This window comes from Nocardia aurantiaca, assembly GCF_009708175.1.
Taxonomy (GTDB): domain Bacteria; phylum Actinomycetota; class Actinomycetes; order Mycobacteriales; family Mycobacteriaceae; genus Nocardia; species Nocardia aurantiaca.
Window position 1 is genome coordinate 553953 of sequence record NZ_WMBB01000003.1, and the last position, 15262, is coordinate 569214.

General features: G+C 70.5%; 11 protein-coding genes. 4 read left to right on the forward strand and 7 right to left on the reverse strand.

Annotated features, from left to right (window positions below; genetic code table 11):
- Position 1 precedes the first annotated feature (1 nt).
- Positions 2–841 carry a helix-turn-helix domain-containing protein gene (locus tag GLP40_RS08650; protein WP_154787252.1) on the reverse strand — a complete coding sequence of 280 codons (840 nt, stop codon included), beginning with the start codon at positions 839–841 and terminating at the stop codon, positions 2–4.
- 127 nt (positions 842–968) lie between these two features.
- Here GLP40_RS08650 and GLP40_RS08655 point away from each other — a divergent pair, with 127 nt between their 5' ends.
- The 3 genes from GLP40_RS08655 to GLP40_RS08665 all read left to right on the forward strand — a co-directional run bounded on the left by GLP40_RS08655 (position 969) and on the right by GLP40_RS08665 (position 3665).
- Entirely contained in the window at positions 969–1685 is a 717-nt protein-coding gene (locus GLP40_RS08655) for a hypothetical protein (RefSeq protein WP_154787253.1), read from the forward strand.
- Positions 1682–2629 (forward strand): ABC transporter ATP-binding protein, encoded by a 948-nt coding sequence (locus GLP40_RS34380; RefSeq protein WP_154787254.1) that lies wholly within the window; start codon positions 1682–1684, stop codon positions 2627–2629. Before GLP40_RS08655 ends, GLP40_RS34380 begins: the two co-directional genes overlap by 4 nt.
- 250 nt (positions 2630–2879) lie before the next feature.
- On the forward strand, positions 2880–3665 hold the full coding sequence (locus tag GLP40_RS08665; RefSeq protein WP_154787255.1) for a hypothetical protein: 786 nt from the start codon (positions 2880–2882) through the stop codon (positions 3663–3665).
- A gap of 156 nt (positions 3666–3821) precedes the next feature.
- Here GLP40_RS08665 and fadD11 read toward each other — a convergent pair whose 3' ends face one another.
- The 6 genes from fadD11 to GLP40_RS08695 form a co-directional block, all read right to left on the reverse strand.
- On the reverse strand, positions 3822–5618 hold the full coding sequence (gene fadD11 / locus GLP40_RS08670; RefSeq protein ID WP_154787256.1) for a fatty acid--CoA ligase FadD11: 1797 nt from the start codon (positions 5616–5618) through the stop codon (positions 3822–3824).
- A 25-nt stretch (positions 5619–5643) separates the two neighbouring features.
- Positions 5644–6642, reverse strand: coding sequence for an alpha/beta hydrolase (locus tag GLP40_RS08675; RefSeq protein WP_154787257.1), 999 nt, complete (start codon positions 6640–6642; stop codon positions 5644–5646).
- Entirely contained in the window at positions 6639–7523 is an 885-nt protein-coding gene (locus GLP40_RS08680; protein WP_154787258.1) for a short-chain dehydrogenase/reductase, read from the reverse strand. The genes GLP40_RS08675 and GLP40_RS08680 overlap by 4 nt, the downstream gene beginning before the upstream one ends.
- The gene (locus GLP40_RS08685; protein WP_328289875.1) at positions 7520–8983 is read right to left on the reverse strand and encodes a flavin-containing monooxygenase; all 1464 of its coding nucleotides are present in this window, start codon (positions 8981–8983) and stop codon (positions 7520–7522) included. The genes GLP40_RS08680 and GLP40_RS08685 overlap by 4 nt, the downstream gene beginning before the upstream one ends.
- Before the next feature lie 188 nt (positions 8984–9171).
- Positions 9172–10176 (reverse strand): PDR/VanB family oxidoreductase, encoded by a 1005-nt coding sequence (locus tag GLP40_RS08690; RefSeq protein ID WP_154787389.1) that lies wholly within the window; start codon positions 10174–10176, stop codon positions 9172–9174.
- A gap of 35 nt (positions 10177–10211) precedes the next feature.
- Positions 10212–11105 carry a metal-dependent hydrolase gene (locus GLP40_RS08695; protein WP_154787259.1) on the reverse strand — a complete coding sequence of 298 codons (894 nt, stop codon included), beginning with the start codon at positions 11103–11105 and terminating at the stop codon, positions 10212–10214.
- Positions 11106–11519: 414 nt separating this feature from the next.
- Here GLP40_RS08695 and GLP40_RS08700 point away from each other — a divergent pair, with 414 nt between their 5' ends.
- Positions 11520–15230, forward strand: coding sequence for an ABC transporter ATP-binding protein (locus tag GLP40_RS08700; RefSeq protein WP_154787260.1), 3711 nt, complete (start codon positions 11520–11522; stop codon positions 15228–15230).
- Positions 15231–15262 lie beyond the last annotated feature (32 nt).

Consider the following 15262-nt stretch of genomic DNA (forward strand, 5'->3'; position numbering starts at 1 on the left):
ACTAGTCTCCGATCTCGGCGGCCCGCTGGTCTTGGACGAATGGGAACTCCTCGCTCTCCCGCCACATCGACGGCGGCATGCCGGCCAGCTCCCGCCACTCCCGGGCCATGTGCGCCTGGTCGTAATACCCGGCCACGGCCGCCACCTCGGCGAGCGGAGGCGGCACGGACTCGCGCAGCAGGCGGTGCGAGCGTTCGAAGCGGGCCACCCGGACGGCGTCCTTGGGGGTGATGCCGAACTCGGCGCTGAACCGACTGCCCAGATGCCTTCGGCTCCAGCCGATCTCGTCGGCGACCTCGGCGACCCGCACCGCCGGGTCTGGACCGGACAGTAGTGTCCAGGCGTGGGCGAGCTCGCCGTCCCAGTGCACCGGATCCACACGGCGGAGCAGGATTTCGTCGATGACGGCGAACCGCTGCGACCACGCGCGCAACAGGGACAGCCGCTCCCGCAGCTCCGCGGCGCGCGGCCCGAGCACGTCCGCCAGATTCACGATCCACGACCCGAGCGCAGCCGCGGGCATCCCGAACAGCGCGCGGCAGCCGCGTGGAGTCAGGTTCAGCTGCACCCCGTGCTGGAATCCGTGGTGCGCGATCACCGCGGGCCGCACCGTGAGCCCGCTGGCCAGCATGTCCCAGTGGCCGCCCGCCTGTTCCGGATGCGAGGACACCGGCACGTGGATGGGTTCGTCGATGGTGATGATCACGGTCAGCACCGACCCCGGCATGCCCACATGCGTGCCCGGTGCGAATCCGTGCAGCAGGTAGCCCTCGTAGCCGAGGACGTACGCGCGCAATCGCGGGTCGGGCACTCCCGACGCGCCTTCGGACACGCCTGCCATGTGGTCCACCCTAGGACGATCACCCCGGTGCGCGAAGCTCCCGCCCGGAACCGGTCTATCTCGCGAATCGTTGTCGGGGTGCCATAGAGTTTCGGTCGGAGGACCGCACGGAGAAGGGTTGTCGTCGATGTTCAAGGCCGGGCTCGAAAAAGCGGTCGTCTCGCTGCTCGACAACGGGTCCCAGGTACAGGCCCCCGCTGTCGCGAAATACGTGGGCAAGCTGCGGGACGCGCACCCGGATGAAACGCCCGGGCAGATCATCGCCCGCATCGAGAAGCTCTACCTCAATACCGTGACCACCTCCGGCACGGCGGTCGGCGCGACCGCGGCGGTGCCGGGCGTCGGAACGGTGGCCTCGGTGGCGGCCATGAGCGCGGAGACCGCCTTCTTCCTGGAGGCGTCCGCGGTGTTCACCCTGGCCGTGGCGACCGTGCACGGGATCGCGCCCCACGACAAGGAGCGCCGCCGCGCGCTGGTGCTGGCCGTGGTGCTCGGCGAGAGCGGCATGGAGATCGTGGAGAAGAGCGTCGGCTACTCGGCCAAGAACTGGGGCAGCCTGCTGGCCGGCAAGATCCCGGGTCTCAGCGCGATGAACGATTCGCTGCTCAAGCGGTTCATGATCCAGTTCATCGCCAAACGCGGCGCGCTCATGGTCGGCAAGGTGATCCCGGCCGGAATCGGCGCGGCGATCGGCGGATTGGGCAACCGGGCGCTGGGCCGCGGCGTGGTCGACAATGCCCGCAAGGCCTTCGGCGCGCCGCCGCTGACCTGGCCGCAGCCCCTGATCATCGACGCCGATCCGCTGCCCGCGGTGGAGGCGCCGACCTGGAACCGGCAGCCATGAGCGCCCGCCCGCTCGCCTTCGCCGCCGGCGGCCTGACCAAGACCTTCGACACCGTCACCGCCGTCGAGGACGTGAGTTTCGTGGTGCCCGCCGGCAAGGTGGCCGCCCTGGTGGGCCCGCACGGCGCGGGCAAGTCCACGGTGCTGCGCATGCTGCTCGGACTGCTCACCCCCACCTCCGGCACGGCGAGCGTGGGCGGCCCCGGCTCCGGGATACGGGCCGGACGCCAGGTGGTGGGCGCCATGCTCGTCCCGCGCGGCCTGCATCCGGCCCGCCGGGTGGAAGCCCAGCTGCGCGTATACGCCTGCGCCGCAGGCGTTTCCGCGAGCCGGGTCGAGGAGCTGCTGACACTGGTCGGGCTCACCGAGGCCTCCGGCCGGCGCATCGGCACGTTATCCGAGGGCATGCAGACCCGGCTGGCGCTGGCGGTCGCGCTGCTCGGCTCGCCGCCGCTGCTGGTGCTCGACGATCCTGCCGCCGGTCTCGATATCGGCGAAACCGCCTGGCTCAACGATTACCTGCGCGGCCACGCCCGTCGCGGCGGCACCGTGCTGCTCACCTCGCGCACGCTGAGCACCGTGCTGCCCATCGCCGACGAGCTCATCGTGCTGGACCGCGGCCATATCGCCTTCCAGGGCAGCCCGGCCCGGCTGCGCCGCAGCCACCCGGACCGGCTGCTGGTCAAGGCGTCCAGCCCGATCGCGCTGGCGACCACGCTGGCCGCACAGGGTTTCACCGATGCGGTCATGCGACCCGACGGCCGCCTGGCCGTCGCGGAAACCTCACTGTCCCAACTGGAATCGGCCGCCTCGACCGCCCGCGTCCAGCTCACCGAGATCACCCCCGAACATATTCATCCCGACCAGGTCCTGGCCGCACTCACCCACACCGGGCCTCCGGCCCCCGCCTACCCGGGTCCGGCCGCCTACCGGACCTATCGGTGAAGCCGTTGTGCCGCATCGGTATCCGCCACCGGCCGGCTGAGCCCACGGGTGAGAGCCCCTCCCCGCCCGGCTCGCGGAGCCCGTCTCGTCATCGTGTCCCGGTCTCGGCCGGGACCTCCGCCACCGCCGTGAGTTCCAGCCGAGGCCACACCGGAACGGCGAGGTGCGGGCCGGGGCGGGCCGGCCGTCGGCTGCTCGACCGGGCCGCACGGATACGCCGGACCGATGACCTTCCACGAAAGGACGCTCGATGATCCTCAGTGTGCCGCCGGAGGTGGCCCGGGCCGCGAATTCCGAAGTGCGGAAGGTGACTTCGGTGCGGTTGAACTGGCTGATCGGCGGCGGGGTCGTCGCGGCGGGACTGCTGGCGTTCCTGGCGCTCGGCACCGGCTTCCAGCCCGGCGAGCACGCGCAGGGGTTCGCCACCGGATCCGGCTGGGCCGCGCTGCTGACCACCTGGGTGCTGGTGCTGACGGTGGCGGCCGCCGCCGCCTTCGGGGCGCTCGGTTCCGGATCGGAGTTCCGCTACGGATCGCTCGCGGTGAGTTCCCTGTTCACGCCCGACCGGACCCTGCTGCTCGGCGCGAAACTGGCGGTGGCGGCGGCATTCTCGCTCGGCACCGTACTGGTGATGGAGGTGCTGGGCTGGGCCGCCATGCGGCTGGCCGGCGGCTCCCGGGTGCCCATGGACGGCGGCTTCTTCGGCGTGCTGATCGGGGTGGCGCTGGCGGCCCTGTGCTGGGCGGTGATCGGCACCTCCGTCGGTTTCGTGCTGCGCTCACCGACGCAGGCGCTGGCCGCCGTGCTCGGGTGGGCCGTTCTCGAACCGCTGGTCTGGATCACCGCGCGCGCCATCGGATTCGGCGGGCTGGCGGCGCTCCTGCCGGTGTCCTCCACCGTCGGGGCGATCAGCGGCGGCCGCTACGCCAAGAACGCACTCATCGCGCCCACCCCGGCCGCCATGGCGCTGATGGTGCTGTGGAGCGCCGCGGCGGGCGCGGGCGCCTGGTGGTTCCTCACCCGCCGCGATATCTGATCGGACCCGGTCGGCGAAGGGCCGGCGCCACACCTCGTGATCGGTGCCCGGACCGCCGGGTGTCCGCACCGTACGTCGCGGTGAGGGCCGATGGCGGTGGTTGGTCTTCATCGGTTCATCGGCCCCTCTGCTCGGCGGAGGTGGAGCAGTCCGCGATCAGGCCGGCTCGTGCACGTGCGCGGGACGTTCCTGTGCGTAGAGCGCCGCGATCTCCTCGGCATACTTCTCCGCGATGACCCGGCGCTTGAGTTTCATCGTCGGCGTCAACTCGTCGCCACCGGGCTCCCAGAAGGTGGGCAGGATACGGAACCGGCGGATCTGCTCGACCCGCGAGAGCGTGGCGTTGCCCGCGGCGATGCCGGCCGCGATCTGCGCGACGACGTGCTCGTCGGTGGCGAGGGCGGCGGGAGAGACGTCGGTGCGGCCGGACTGCGCGGCGTAGGGCCCCACGGTCTCGGCGTCGAGCACGATGAGCGCGGTGTTGTACGGCTTGCCGTCCCCGACGGCCGCCATCGCCCCGATCAGCGGAGTCGCGGCCTTGACCGCGTTCTCTATGTTCGCGGGCGACATGTTCTTGCCGGAGGCGTTGATGATCAACTCCTTCTTCCGGTCGACCACGCTCAGGAAGCCCTCGGCATCGATCGTGATCACGTCGCCGGTGCTCAGCCAGCCGTCGTCGTCCACCGCCTCGGCGGTCTTCTCCGGCTCGCCGCGATAGCCCTTCATCACGAGCGGGCCGCGGACCAGCAGCTCGCCGTCGTCGGCCCGCTTCGCCTCCATGCCGGGCAGCAGCCTGCCGACGGTGCCCAGTCTGGCGTCGCGCGGATGGCTCACGCTGCACAGGCAGGTCAGCTCGGACATGCCCCAGATCTCCGCGATCGGGATGCCGAGACCGGCGAAGAAACCCAAGGTCTGCCGGGGAATGGGCGCGGCGCCCGAGATCGCCCACCGCACCTGGTCCAGCCCGATCTTCGCGCGCAGCGCCGAGAGGACCAGGTCGTCGGCTCTGGCCCATTCCGCGGCCGCGTTCTCGGGGAGCGGCCGTCCATCGAGTAGGTGGTGGCTGCGTTCGGCGGCCACCGACAGGGCCCAGCGCATCGCCGCCCGGCGAGTTTCGTCGGGTTCGTTCGCCACCGCGTATTCGATGCCGGCCTTCAGCTTCTCCCAGACCCGCGGGACCGCTCCCCAGATCGTGGGGTGCAGGTCGGCCAAGGCGGAACCGATCTCTTTGGCGTCGGCGACGCAGGTGATCTGGGTGCCGAACACCTCCTGGAAGTACAGGGAGGTCAACCGGTCGGCGATGTGCGCGCTGGGCATGTAGGAGGTGATGGTGTCGCCGAACTCGATGTCGAGGACCTCGGCGACGGCGTAGCACTCGAACATCAGATTCGCGTGCGTCGTCTCGACGCCCTTCGGGTCGCCGGTGGTGCCGGAGGTGTAGATCAGGGTCGCCACGTCCTCGGGGCGCACCGCCCGCCACGTGGCTTCGAAATCGAAATCCGGTGTCGCGCAGGCCAAGAGGTCGGACACCGACATGGCATGGGCGGGGGCTTCGTCGAGGCAGACGATGTGGTCGAGTTTCGCGCCGCTGGCCCGCAGCCGGGGAACATGCTGCGGTTCACAGACGACCACCCGCGCGCCCGCGTTGTCCAGCACATAGGCCAGCTGTTCGGCGGAGAGCGTGTTGTACACCGAGAACGAGGTGGCGCCCAGATGCTGGGCGCCGACCTCGAGCGGATAGAACTCGGTTCGGTTGGCCATCATCAGCGCGATCGTGTCGCCGTGGCGCACGCCCAGACCCGCGAGCCCGGCCGCGACCGCGCGCACACGCGCCGCGTACTGCCGCCAGGTGAGGGTCTGCCGGTCGCCGGGCGTGCGGAGGGCGACGGCGTCGGGGGCGAGCGCGGCGTTGTACTGGAACGCCGCGCAGAGGGTACCGAAACGGGTGCTCATGGTGTGGTCCTCGGGCTCAGACCGCCTACGCGGCGGCGGGATCGAGATGGGCGGCGACGAAACGGGCCGCCGCGCGGTAGGCGGATCGTGATTCGGGCACGACGGCCGGCAGCGTGTGGAACACATGCAGCTGGCCGGGCCAGATGTGCAGCAGGCAGTGCGCTCCCGCGGCGCGCAGCCCGGCGGCGAGCGCGACGGCGTCGGCGGTGAAGAACTCGTCGTCGCCCACGTGGATGAGGGTCGGCGGCAGCGGGGTTCCCGCGACGGGCCGCAGCCGCAGTGGTTCCGCGGTGAACTGCGCGACGGCCGCGCGGGCCGCCCCAGGACCGATCAGGGTGTCCCGATGGGCAGACCGTTCCGCGATGTCCAAGGAGAGATCGGCCATCGGCGAGAACAGCAGCAGGCATGCCGGGCGCGGATCACCCTGCGCCGCATGGGTTATCGCGAAGTCCGCGGCCAGGTATCCGCCCGCGGAGTCGCCGGCCAGCACGATGCGGTCGGGACGACAGCCCCGATTCAGCAGCCATCGGTAGGCCGCCACGACATCCTGGGACGCGGCCGGGTGCGGATGCTCCGGAGCGAGACGGTAATCCAGCGTGAACACCGGCAGCCGGGTGGCCGTGGAAAGCCGCGCGGCGACGCCGCGGTAGGACCGGGATGAGCCGGCGACGAACCCGCCGCCGTGCACGTAGAGCACGGCGGCGTCGTCGCGTGTGGCACGCGGTCCGCGCACCCATTCGCCGCGAACCGGGCCGTCGGCGACGTCGTCGACGCTGGTGCCGCCGAGCACCGGCGCGGCCGCCCGCATGCCGTGCTCGAGCAGCGTGCGCGCGGGAGCGAGGGTGCGCTGGTCGACCGGGACGGCGGCCAGCACGTGCCGGACACCGAGCAGAACCGAGACTTGACGAAGCGCCCGGGCCGCCGGCGAGGCCGGCGCCGCGGTGACGGTGTGATCCCGCGGGATCACACCCACCGTAACGAGTTCCTCGTGCCCCTCCCGGTGTTCACCGCCCCGGTCGGTCACGGCCGGGCCCGCTGCTCGACGCGCCGCACCAAGTCGTGCATTCGCGCGTCCTTGGCGAGACGGCTGTCGAGCACGACGTTGACCGCGCCGCGCAGCAGGGCGTAGGGCTCCCACCCCAGCGGGGCGATGGTCCGCGGCGCGCGGCGAGCGATGCCGTCGGCGATGACGGCGGCCGCTTCGGTCGCGGTGATCCTGACGCTGAGCGGCCACGGCAGTAGGCTGTCCAGTTCGCGGCCGACGCTGTCGCGGTCGAGAGTGCTGTGCGTCATCTCGGTCTCCACGACGCCGAAGTACGACACGCCCGCGCTCGCGCCGAACGCGGCCAGCTCCACCCGCAAGGCGCGGCCCAGCTGCTCGACGGCGGCCTTGCTGATCATGTACGGCGATCCGGCCATTCCCGGCGCGAACGCCGCGCATGAGGAGACGACCACCACGTGTCCCCGATTGGCGACGATCTGGTCCAGCGCGGGGTGCACGGTGTTGTACACGCCGGTGAGGTTGATGGCCATCACCCGGTCGAACGCGGGTCCGGTCATGGTCCGCAAGGTCGCGGGCTCGGGCACGACACCCGCGTTGGCGACCACGATGTCCAGGCGGCCGAAATGGTCGATCACCTGGGCGACGGCGGTCTCCATCCCCTCCCGGTCGGCGACGTCGGCCCCGACTCCGAGCGCGTGCGAGCCGAGGTCCCGCGCGGCGGCCTCGGCCGCAGCGACATCGATGTCCACCACCGCGATCCGTGCGCCGCGCCGATGCAGGATCGCGGCCAGTTCCCGGCCGATGCCCTGACCGGCGCCGGTGATCAGCGCCACCCGTCCGTCCACGTCGTAGCGGGCGCCGCCGAGACCGACCAGCCCGAGCAGCCCTCCGATGTCGATCATGCGTTCACCGCGTAGGACTCGGCGTCGAAACCGGCGGTGCGGCGGCGGTATTCGAAGCTCCAGTTCGGGTACAGGCCCGCGTTGAGGCCGTCGGGGGTGGTGTAGTACGTCTGGCATCCGCCGGTGAGCCAGACCGTCGAGGTGCTGCGTTCCCGCATCTCCTCGACGAATCGCTCCTGGACCTGCGGCCGCAGTTCGACCCGGCGCGCGCCGTTGCGGCGCATCGTGCTCAGAGCGTCGACGATGTAGGCGATCTGGGATTCGATCATGTAGATCGCCGACTGGTTGCCCGCCGCCCCGAACGGGCCCAGGGTGCAGAAGAAGTTGGGGAATCCGGCCAGCGCGATGCCGAGGTAGCTCTGTGGCTGCTGGTGATACAGCTGCGCCAGCGTGCTGCCGTCGCGTCCGTGGTAGCGGTCGAAGACCGACGGGATCGGCTTGAAACCGGTGCCGAAGATGATGGTGTCCACCGCGTGCTCGGAACCGTCACGCAGCACGATCGAGTGCGGCCGGATCTCCGCGATGGACTCGGTGATCACGTCGACGTTCGGCTGGTCCAGCGCCGGGAAATAGGTGTCGGAGAAGATCGCGCGTTTGCAGCCGATCACGTAGTCCGGGGTCAGTTTCGCGCGCAGTCGCGGGTCGCGCACCTGCCGCCGCAGGTGCAGCTTGGAGATGGCCTCGTAGGGGTGGCGGAAGCGCTTGTCCACCAATGAGATCAGGCCGAAGGTCTCGATGGTGGCGTACCAGCCGCCGCGAATCGCCTTCTGCACCACGGGCAGAGTGCGCAACAGGAATCGCTCGGCGCCGAGCGTGGCGCGGTCCATCCGGGGCACGATCCAGGGGGCGGAGCGCTGGAAGAGCAGGAGCTCGCCGACCTTCGGCTGGATCTCGGGCACGAACTGCACGGCGGAAGCGCCGGTGCCGATCACCGCGACTCGTTCACCGGTGAGGTCGTGACCGTGGTCCCAGTGCAGCGAATGAAACGCCCTGCCCGCGAACGTGTCCAGCCCCGGCAGGTCCGGATACTTCGCTTCGGCGAAGACCCCGGCCGCTGACAGCAGGAAATCGGCCGTGAGCAGGCCCCGGGAGGTCTCGATCCGCCAGACGGAGGCGTCCTCGTCCCAGCGGGCGTCCAGTACCTCGGCGCCGAACCGGATGTGCTGGACCACGTCGAACCGCTGCGCGACCGAGCGGATGTACTCGAGGATCTCCGGCTGCTTGCCGTAGGTGCGCGACCAGTTCGGGTTGGGGGCGAAGGAATAGCTGTACAGATTCGAGGGGACATCGCACGCGCAGCCGGGGTAGTTGTTCGCCTGCCAGGTGCCGCCGAGGTCGTCCGCGCGTTCCAGGATCACCAGGTCGTCGAACCCGGCCTCGCGGAGTTTGACGGCCAAGCCGATGCCGCCGAATCCGGCGCCGACGATGGCGATGTCGGTGTGCTCGATGGCTGCGCTCACCGGGGGTTCCTTCCGTGCAGTACCGCGATCGACGTGTCGAGGTCAACGTCGACGGCACTGGTCCGCCGGGACGTTGTCAACGGCAGCGGCGGAACACGTTGCTGGGTGGTGGCTTTGGCGTAGGCGAATTCCTGGAGGCCGTCCGCCGGATTGGGGGAAAGCTTGGACAACGTCGTCCCTTCTCGGTGTCAGAGGTCGAGCACGAGTTGGTCGCCCGCCGCGCGTGAGACGCAGATCAGCATCTGGTCGGCGCGCTGGGCGTCGGGCAGCAGCCGGTCGCGGTGGTCGACGGCGCCGGAGAGCACGCCTGTCTTGCAGGTTCCGCAGAACCCTTGGCGGCAGGAATAGGTCACGTCCGGCGACACGCGCCGGATCGCGCTCAGCGCGGTCTCGTTCGCCTCCACCCGCACCGTCTTGCCGGAGCGGGCCAACTCGATCCGGAACGGCTTCCCGTCGGTGACCGGGAGGGCGGAGAACCGTTCGGTGTGCAGGGAACCGGTGGGATTGAGCTCGAACATGCAGCGCTGGGCGGCCTCGAGCATCGGTGGCGGCCCGCAGACGTAGACCGCCGCGCCGGGCTCGGCCCGCGCGATCAGCTCCTCGACCACGGGCACGCCGTGCTCGTCGTCGGGCCGGACCTCCGCGTGCGCGGGCAGCTCGGCCAGGAATGGCATGGCCGAGCGGGTGCGGCCGGTGTAGATCAGCTGTCCGCGCGCGCCGGCCGCTGTGGCCATCGGCAGGATCGGCGTGATCCCGATGCCGCCCGCGAGGAACAGGTAGGAGGGCGCCTCGACGAAGGTGAACGCGTTGCGCGGCCCGCGGATGCGCAGCGGGTCGCCCACGCGCAGCGTCTCGTGGATCTCCGGGGAGCCGCCTTCCCCGTCGGCGATGCGGCGGACCGCGATGCGGTAGCGCCGGCGGTCGGCCGGATCGCCGCACAGCGAGTACTGCCGCTGTCGGCCGGACGGCAGGAAGACGTCCAGGTGCGAGCCGGGACGCCAGCTCGGCAGCGGATCGCCGCCGGGCGCCCGCAGCGTCAGCCCGATCACGTCATCGGCTTCCTGCTCGACGGACTCGATCACCACGTTCAGGTCGAAGCCGGTGCGCCGCACCGGCTTCGGCCGCGACAGCACGGTGGCGGCCGGTCCCGAGACGAACACGCGTTTGTAGACGTCGATGACGCCGCCGAGCATCCGCAGCCCGGCGGGCACGCCGGTCGCCGCGCGCGTCACTGCTGTGCCGCCCTGGCCGCGGGCGAGTGCGCGAGGTAGCGCAACGCGTCGTCCATCGGACCGAGCTGGGAGGGATGGAATCCCGGCCGCAGATAGCGCGGGATCTCGGTGAAGAACGTCGTCCAGCTCGGGATCACCTTGCGGCGGGTGGCGCTGACGAACTGCCATCCCCAGAACCGGCCTTTGTCGGCCGAGGGGTCCTTGCGATACATGTATCCGGCGGACAGCACGAACAGCGGCAGCAGCGTCGCGCTGGCGACCACCGCCGTGCGCGCCTTGCGGGCGTAGCTTCCGTCGACGTGCATGAACGCGTCGTACACGACGCTGCGGTGCTCGACCTCCTCCGCGCCGTGCCAGCGCACCAGGTCGAGCATGGCCGGATGCATGCCCTTCTGCTCGAGCATCTCGGCATTGAGCAGCCACTCGCCGAACACGGCGGTGTAGTGCTCCATGCCGGCGAACAGTCCGAGCCGTTCCTTGAGCCATTCCTCTTTGGCGCGGCCGGTCAGGCCGTGGTCGCCGAGTATCCGGTCGACGGCCCAGCCGATCTTGGCGACGTAGGAGTCGACGTCCAGCCCGATCGATTGCAGGTGCTTGCGCGCGGCCTCATGGGTGGCGGCGTGCATCGTCTCCTGGCCGACGAATCCGGTCACCTCCTCGCGCAGGCGTTCGTCGTCGATGTAGGGCAGGGACTCGGCGAGGGCCTGCGCCATCGCCCGCTCGCCTTCCGGCAGCAGCAGATGCATCACGTTGATGATGTGGGTGGCCAGCGCCTCACCGGGGATGTAGTGCATGGGCACGGTGGCGAAGTCGAAGTGCACGTCGCGCGGGTTGATCGCATGCGCCTCTTCGCGGTAGGGGCGCCTCGTTGCGCCAGCTGTCTGAGCCATATAGGGACCGTACATCGCAACATTTTCCATTGCAATGTTGCGCGCAACATTTTCCTTGAGAATGTTGCAGAGACAGGTCCGCCTCCTAGCGTGGAAGTTTCGATCACGCGTCGAAGACAGCCTTTACCCGGACAACGCCGTCGACCGGGTCGACGCGCGCATCCTCGACGCGGCATTGACAGGGCCGGCACCGCCAACCGGTGCTCGCGCGTCATCCGCCGCAGCTGGGTCGCATGGCCCGACAAACCATGTCGAGCCGGCCCTGGCAGGCAGCCGCCGATACATCCACCGCCGGCGAACACGTCACCGCTGAGTCCTCCGCCCGCTCCAGGCACGAGCCGCTGTCCCGGCACACTGGAGAAGCGGCACGACGACGGGAACAAAGTGAGGGTGGGGAGATCGTTGTTCTCCGGGATGAGTTCTGAGGATGCGGAGACCGCGCGCGGCTGGTTGCGCAGGTTGTGGGGACGGTGCGCGGAGCACCCGTGGGTGCTCGCCGGACTGGGACTGGCGATCGTGTTGGGCGCGATCGTGGAGGTGACCGGGCCGCTGCTGGCCAAGCGCGCCCTCGACGGCGCGACCGCCGGGAACACCGGCATCATCGCGGCCATGGCCGCCGCGCTGGGCGTGCTCGCGGCCGGCCGTTTCCTCGCCTCCTTCGGACGCCGCATGCTGGCCGGCCGACTCGCCCTCGACGTGCAGCACGAACTGCGCGTGGACCTGCTGTCCGCGCTGCAACGACTGGACGGGCCGGGGCAGGACGGTCTGCGCACCGGGCAGGTCATCTCCCGCTCGATCAGCGACCTCACCCTGGTGCAGGGGTTGCTCGCCATGGGTCCCTGGTCCTCGGTGGCGGCCCTGCAATTCGTGCTGGCCGCGGGCGTCATGTTGTGGCTTTCCCCGCCGCTCGCGCTGACCGCGCTGCTGGTGGTGCCGGTGCTGGCGCTGGTGGTCTACCGGGTGCGGCCCCGGCTCTACGCGGCCACCTGGTCGGCACAGCAGCGCGCCGCCGACCTGGCCCAGCACGTCGAGGAGACCGTCACCGGCGTGCGCGTGGTGAAGGGCTTCGGGCAGGAGGCCCGCATGGTCGACCTGCTCGAGCAGCACGGGCGCGGGCTGTACGCCGAGCGCATGCGCGCGGCGCGCATCGATGCCCGGTTCAGCCCGACCCTCGCCACCATCCCCCAGGCCGGGCTGGTCGCGGTGATCGCCGTCGGCGGACTGCTCGCCTTCCACGGCAGCATCGGGCTCGGCACCTTCCTGGCCTTCGTCGCCTATGTGTCGACCATGACCAACTCCACCCGCGTCGTGTCCTACGTGGTGGTCATGGCGCAGCTGACGCGGGCGGCGGCCGAACGCGTGAACCAGGTCATCGACAGCGCGCCCGAACGCGTCGATCCCGAGCGCACGGTGGACCTGCCCGAGGGGCCGCTCGGCATCGAAATCGACCATCTCACCTTCGGTTTCGAACCCGGACGCCCCGTGCTGCGCGACTTCACCCTGAACGTCGCCCCCGGCGAGACGGTCGCCATCATCGGCCCGGCGGGGTCCGGCAAATCCACGCTCAGTCTGCTGCTGCCCCGTTTCTATTCGCCCGGCTCGGGACGAATCACCCTGTACGGCAAGGACTCCCACGCGGATATCGCCGAGCTGCGCGCCGGTGACCTGCGCGAGGCGGTGGGCGTGGTCTTCGACGAGGCCTTCCTGCTCTCCGACACCATCGCCGCCAATATCGCCCTGGGCCGTCCCGACGCCACGGAGGCCGAAATCCACGCCGCCGCCGCACAGGCCGCGGCCGACGACTTCATCGATGCCCTGCCCGACGGCTACCAGACCGTGGTCGGCGAACGCGGCCTGACCCTGTCCGGCGGCCAGCGCCAGCGCATCGCCCTCGCCCGCGCCCTCCTCGCCGACCCGCGCATCCTCATCCTCGACGACGCCACCTCCGCCGTGGACGCCGTCACCGAGGCCGCCATCTTCGCGTCCCTGCCGACCGATTCCGGACGCACCACCCTCATCCTGGCGCACCGCGAATCCACGCTGTCCCACGCGGACCGCGTGATCCGGCTGCCCGCACCGGAATCCGGCGAGGAGCGCGCACTCGTGACGGCGGGTGCTCGGCATACGCATGCCGCCGGGGAGAAGCCGGTCGATCGGGACACACCGGAGGAGGTGCGGCGGGTGCTGGGCGATCTGCCGCCCGCCACCGAGCAGCCCGGGCTGGACGCCGCGGCGTTGCGCGAGCCGGATCCGGGATTCCGGCTGCGGCATGCGCTCGGGCTGGTGAAATGGCTGGTCGTCGGCACGATGGCGCTGCTCGCCCTGAATGCGATTGTGGGCGTGGGGTTCCCGTCGGTGGTTCGGTACGCGGTGGACTCCGGCGTCGGCAAGCACGACGGCTGGGCGCTGGTGCGGGCCACGGCCGTCGGCGTCGTCCTGGTCGTCCTCGGCTGGCTGGTCGCCGCCGCCTCGCTGCTATGGAGCAATCGGGCCGGGGAGCGCGTGCTCTTCGGCCTGCGGGTGCGCAGCTACGCCCACCTGCAGCGCCTCGGCCTCGACTTCTACGAGCGCGAACTGTCCGGCCGCATCATGACCCGGATGACCACCGACATCGACGCGCTGTCCACCTTCATGCAGACCGGGTTGCCCGACGCGCTGGTCGCGCTGCTGACCGTGGCCGGAATCGCCGTGGCGCTGCTGGTGATCGACTTCCAGCTGGCGATCGTCGTGTTCGTGACACTGCCGCCGCTGCTCCTGGCCACCTGGCGGTTCCGCAGAGTCTCCGACGCCGCCTACAGTGCCGCGCGCGAGCATTCGGCGACCGTGAATGCCGACTTCGCGGAGAATGTCGCGGGATTGCGCGTGGTGCAGGCCAATCGGCACGAGGCCCGCTCCGCCCGCCGGTTCGCGGGCTACTCCGACAACTTCCGGGTCAGCCGGATACGGGCGCAGCGGGCCATCGCCACCTTCTTCGCCTTCGTCGGCATGTGGGCGGATCTGGCGCTGGCATCGGTCGTCTTCACCGGGGCGTGGGCGGTCGCGCACGGGTCCACCACCCCGGGCACGCTGGTGGCGTTCGTGCTCTATCTGCAACTGCTGTTCGGACCGATCATGCAGTTGTCGCAGCTGTTCGACGGATACCAGCAGGCGCGAGTGGGCTTGCGGCGCATCGGGGAACTGCTGCGGACGCGATCGTCCATCGCGCCCGATCCGGCGGACGCGACGCCCATCGACGGGCATCTGCGCGGCGAGGTCGTCTTCGACAATGTCCACTTCCGGTACCCGGGTGCGGTGCGGCCCGCGCTCGAGGGCGTCACCCTGACCATCCCCGCGGGCGGCAGCCTGGCCCTCGTGGGCGAGACTGGCGCGGGCAAGTCGACCATCGTGAAACTGCTGGCCCGGCTCTATGACATGCCCCGGACGACGGGTGACGGGGATCACGGACTTTCCGATGACGCCGGGCCGTTGTTCATAGCGGAAATGCATGACAGCGACCATGATCCGAGCAGCACCGGCGCAATTCGCGTGGACGGCGTGGATATTCGCGACTATCGGCTCTCCGAGTTCCGCGCCCGGCTCGGTGTGGTGCCCCAGGAAGCTCACCTCTTCACCGGCGACATCGCCAGCAACATTGCATTTGGCAAACCATTTGCGAGCCCGGCGGAAATCGAGGCGGCCGCGGCGGCGGTAGGGGCGCTGGACACCATCGCCGCCCTGCCGCAGGGGATGCGGCAACCGGTCGGGGAACGCGGACGCGGACTGTCGGCCGGGCAGCGGCAGCTCATCGCCCTGGCCCGCGCCGAACTGGTCCGCCCCGATCTGCTGCTGCTCGACGAGGCCACCGCGGTGCTGGATCCAGCCGCCGAGGCGTCGGTGCTGGTCGCGAGCGAATCGGTGACGCGCGGGCGCACCTCGGTCATCGTCGCGCACCGGCTGGCGACCGCGGCGCAGGCCGATCGGATCGCGGTCGTGCAGCGCGGCCGGATCAGCGAAATCGGCACCCATGACGAACTGCTCGCGGCACGCGGCCCGTACTCCCGGCTGTGGGCTGCGGCGCGAGCAACCGAAGGAATATTCTCGGGCGCGGACGAGTCGTCACGAGAGAATGTGTCCGCTCGATGGTAGCCATGCCCGACGGCGAACGGGGTGGGCATATC

Bases quoted from the DNA above. Each gene is read 5' to 3' on its own strand.
- GLP40_RS08650 (WP_154787252.1), bottom strand. From the start codon at position 841: ATGGCAGGCGTGTCCGAAGGCGCGTCGGGAGTGCCCGACCCGCGATTG.
- GLP40_RS08655 (WP_154787253.1), top strand. From the start codon at position 969: ATGTTCAAGGCCGGGCTCGAAAAAGCGGTCGTCTCGCTGCTCGACAAC.
- GLP40_RS34380 (WP_154787254.1), top strand. From the start codon at position 1,682: ATGAGCGCCCGCCCGCTCGCCTTCGCCGCCGGCGGCCTGACCAAGACC.
- GLP40_RS08665 (WP_154787255.1), top strand. From the start codon at position 2,880: ATGATCCTCAGTGTGCCGCCGGAGGTGGCCCGGGCCGCGAATTCCGAA.
- fadD11 (WP_154787256.1), bottom strand. From the start codon at position 5,618: ATGAGCACCCGTTTCGGTACCCTCTGCGCGGCGTTCCAGTACAACGCC.
- GLP40_RS08680 (WP_154787258.1), bottom strand. From the start codon at position 7,523: ATGATCGACATCGGAGGGCTGCTCGGGCTGGTCGGTCTCGGCGGCGCC.
- GLP40_RS08690 (WP_154787389.1), bottom strand. From the start codon at position 10,176: ATGCTCGGCGGCGTCATCGACGTCTACAAACGCGTGTTCGTCTCGGGA.
- GLP40_RS08695 (WP_154787259.1), bottom strand. From the start codon at position 11,105: ATGGCTCAGACAGCTGGCGCAACGAGGCGCCCCTACCGCGAAGAGGCG.
- GLP40_RS08700 (WP_154787260.1), top strand. From the start codon at position 11,520: ATGAGTTCTGAGGATGCGGAGACCGCGCGCGGCTGGTTGCGCAGGTTG.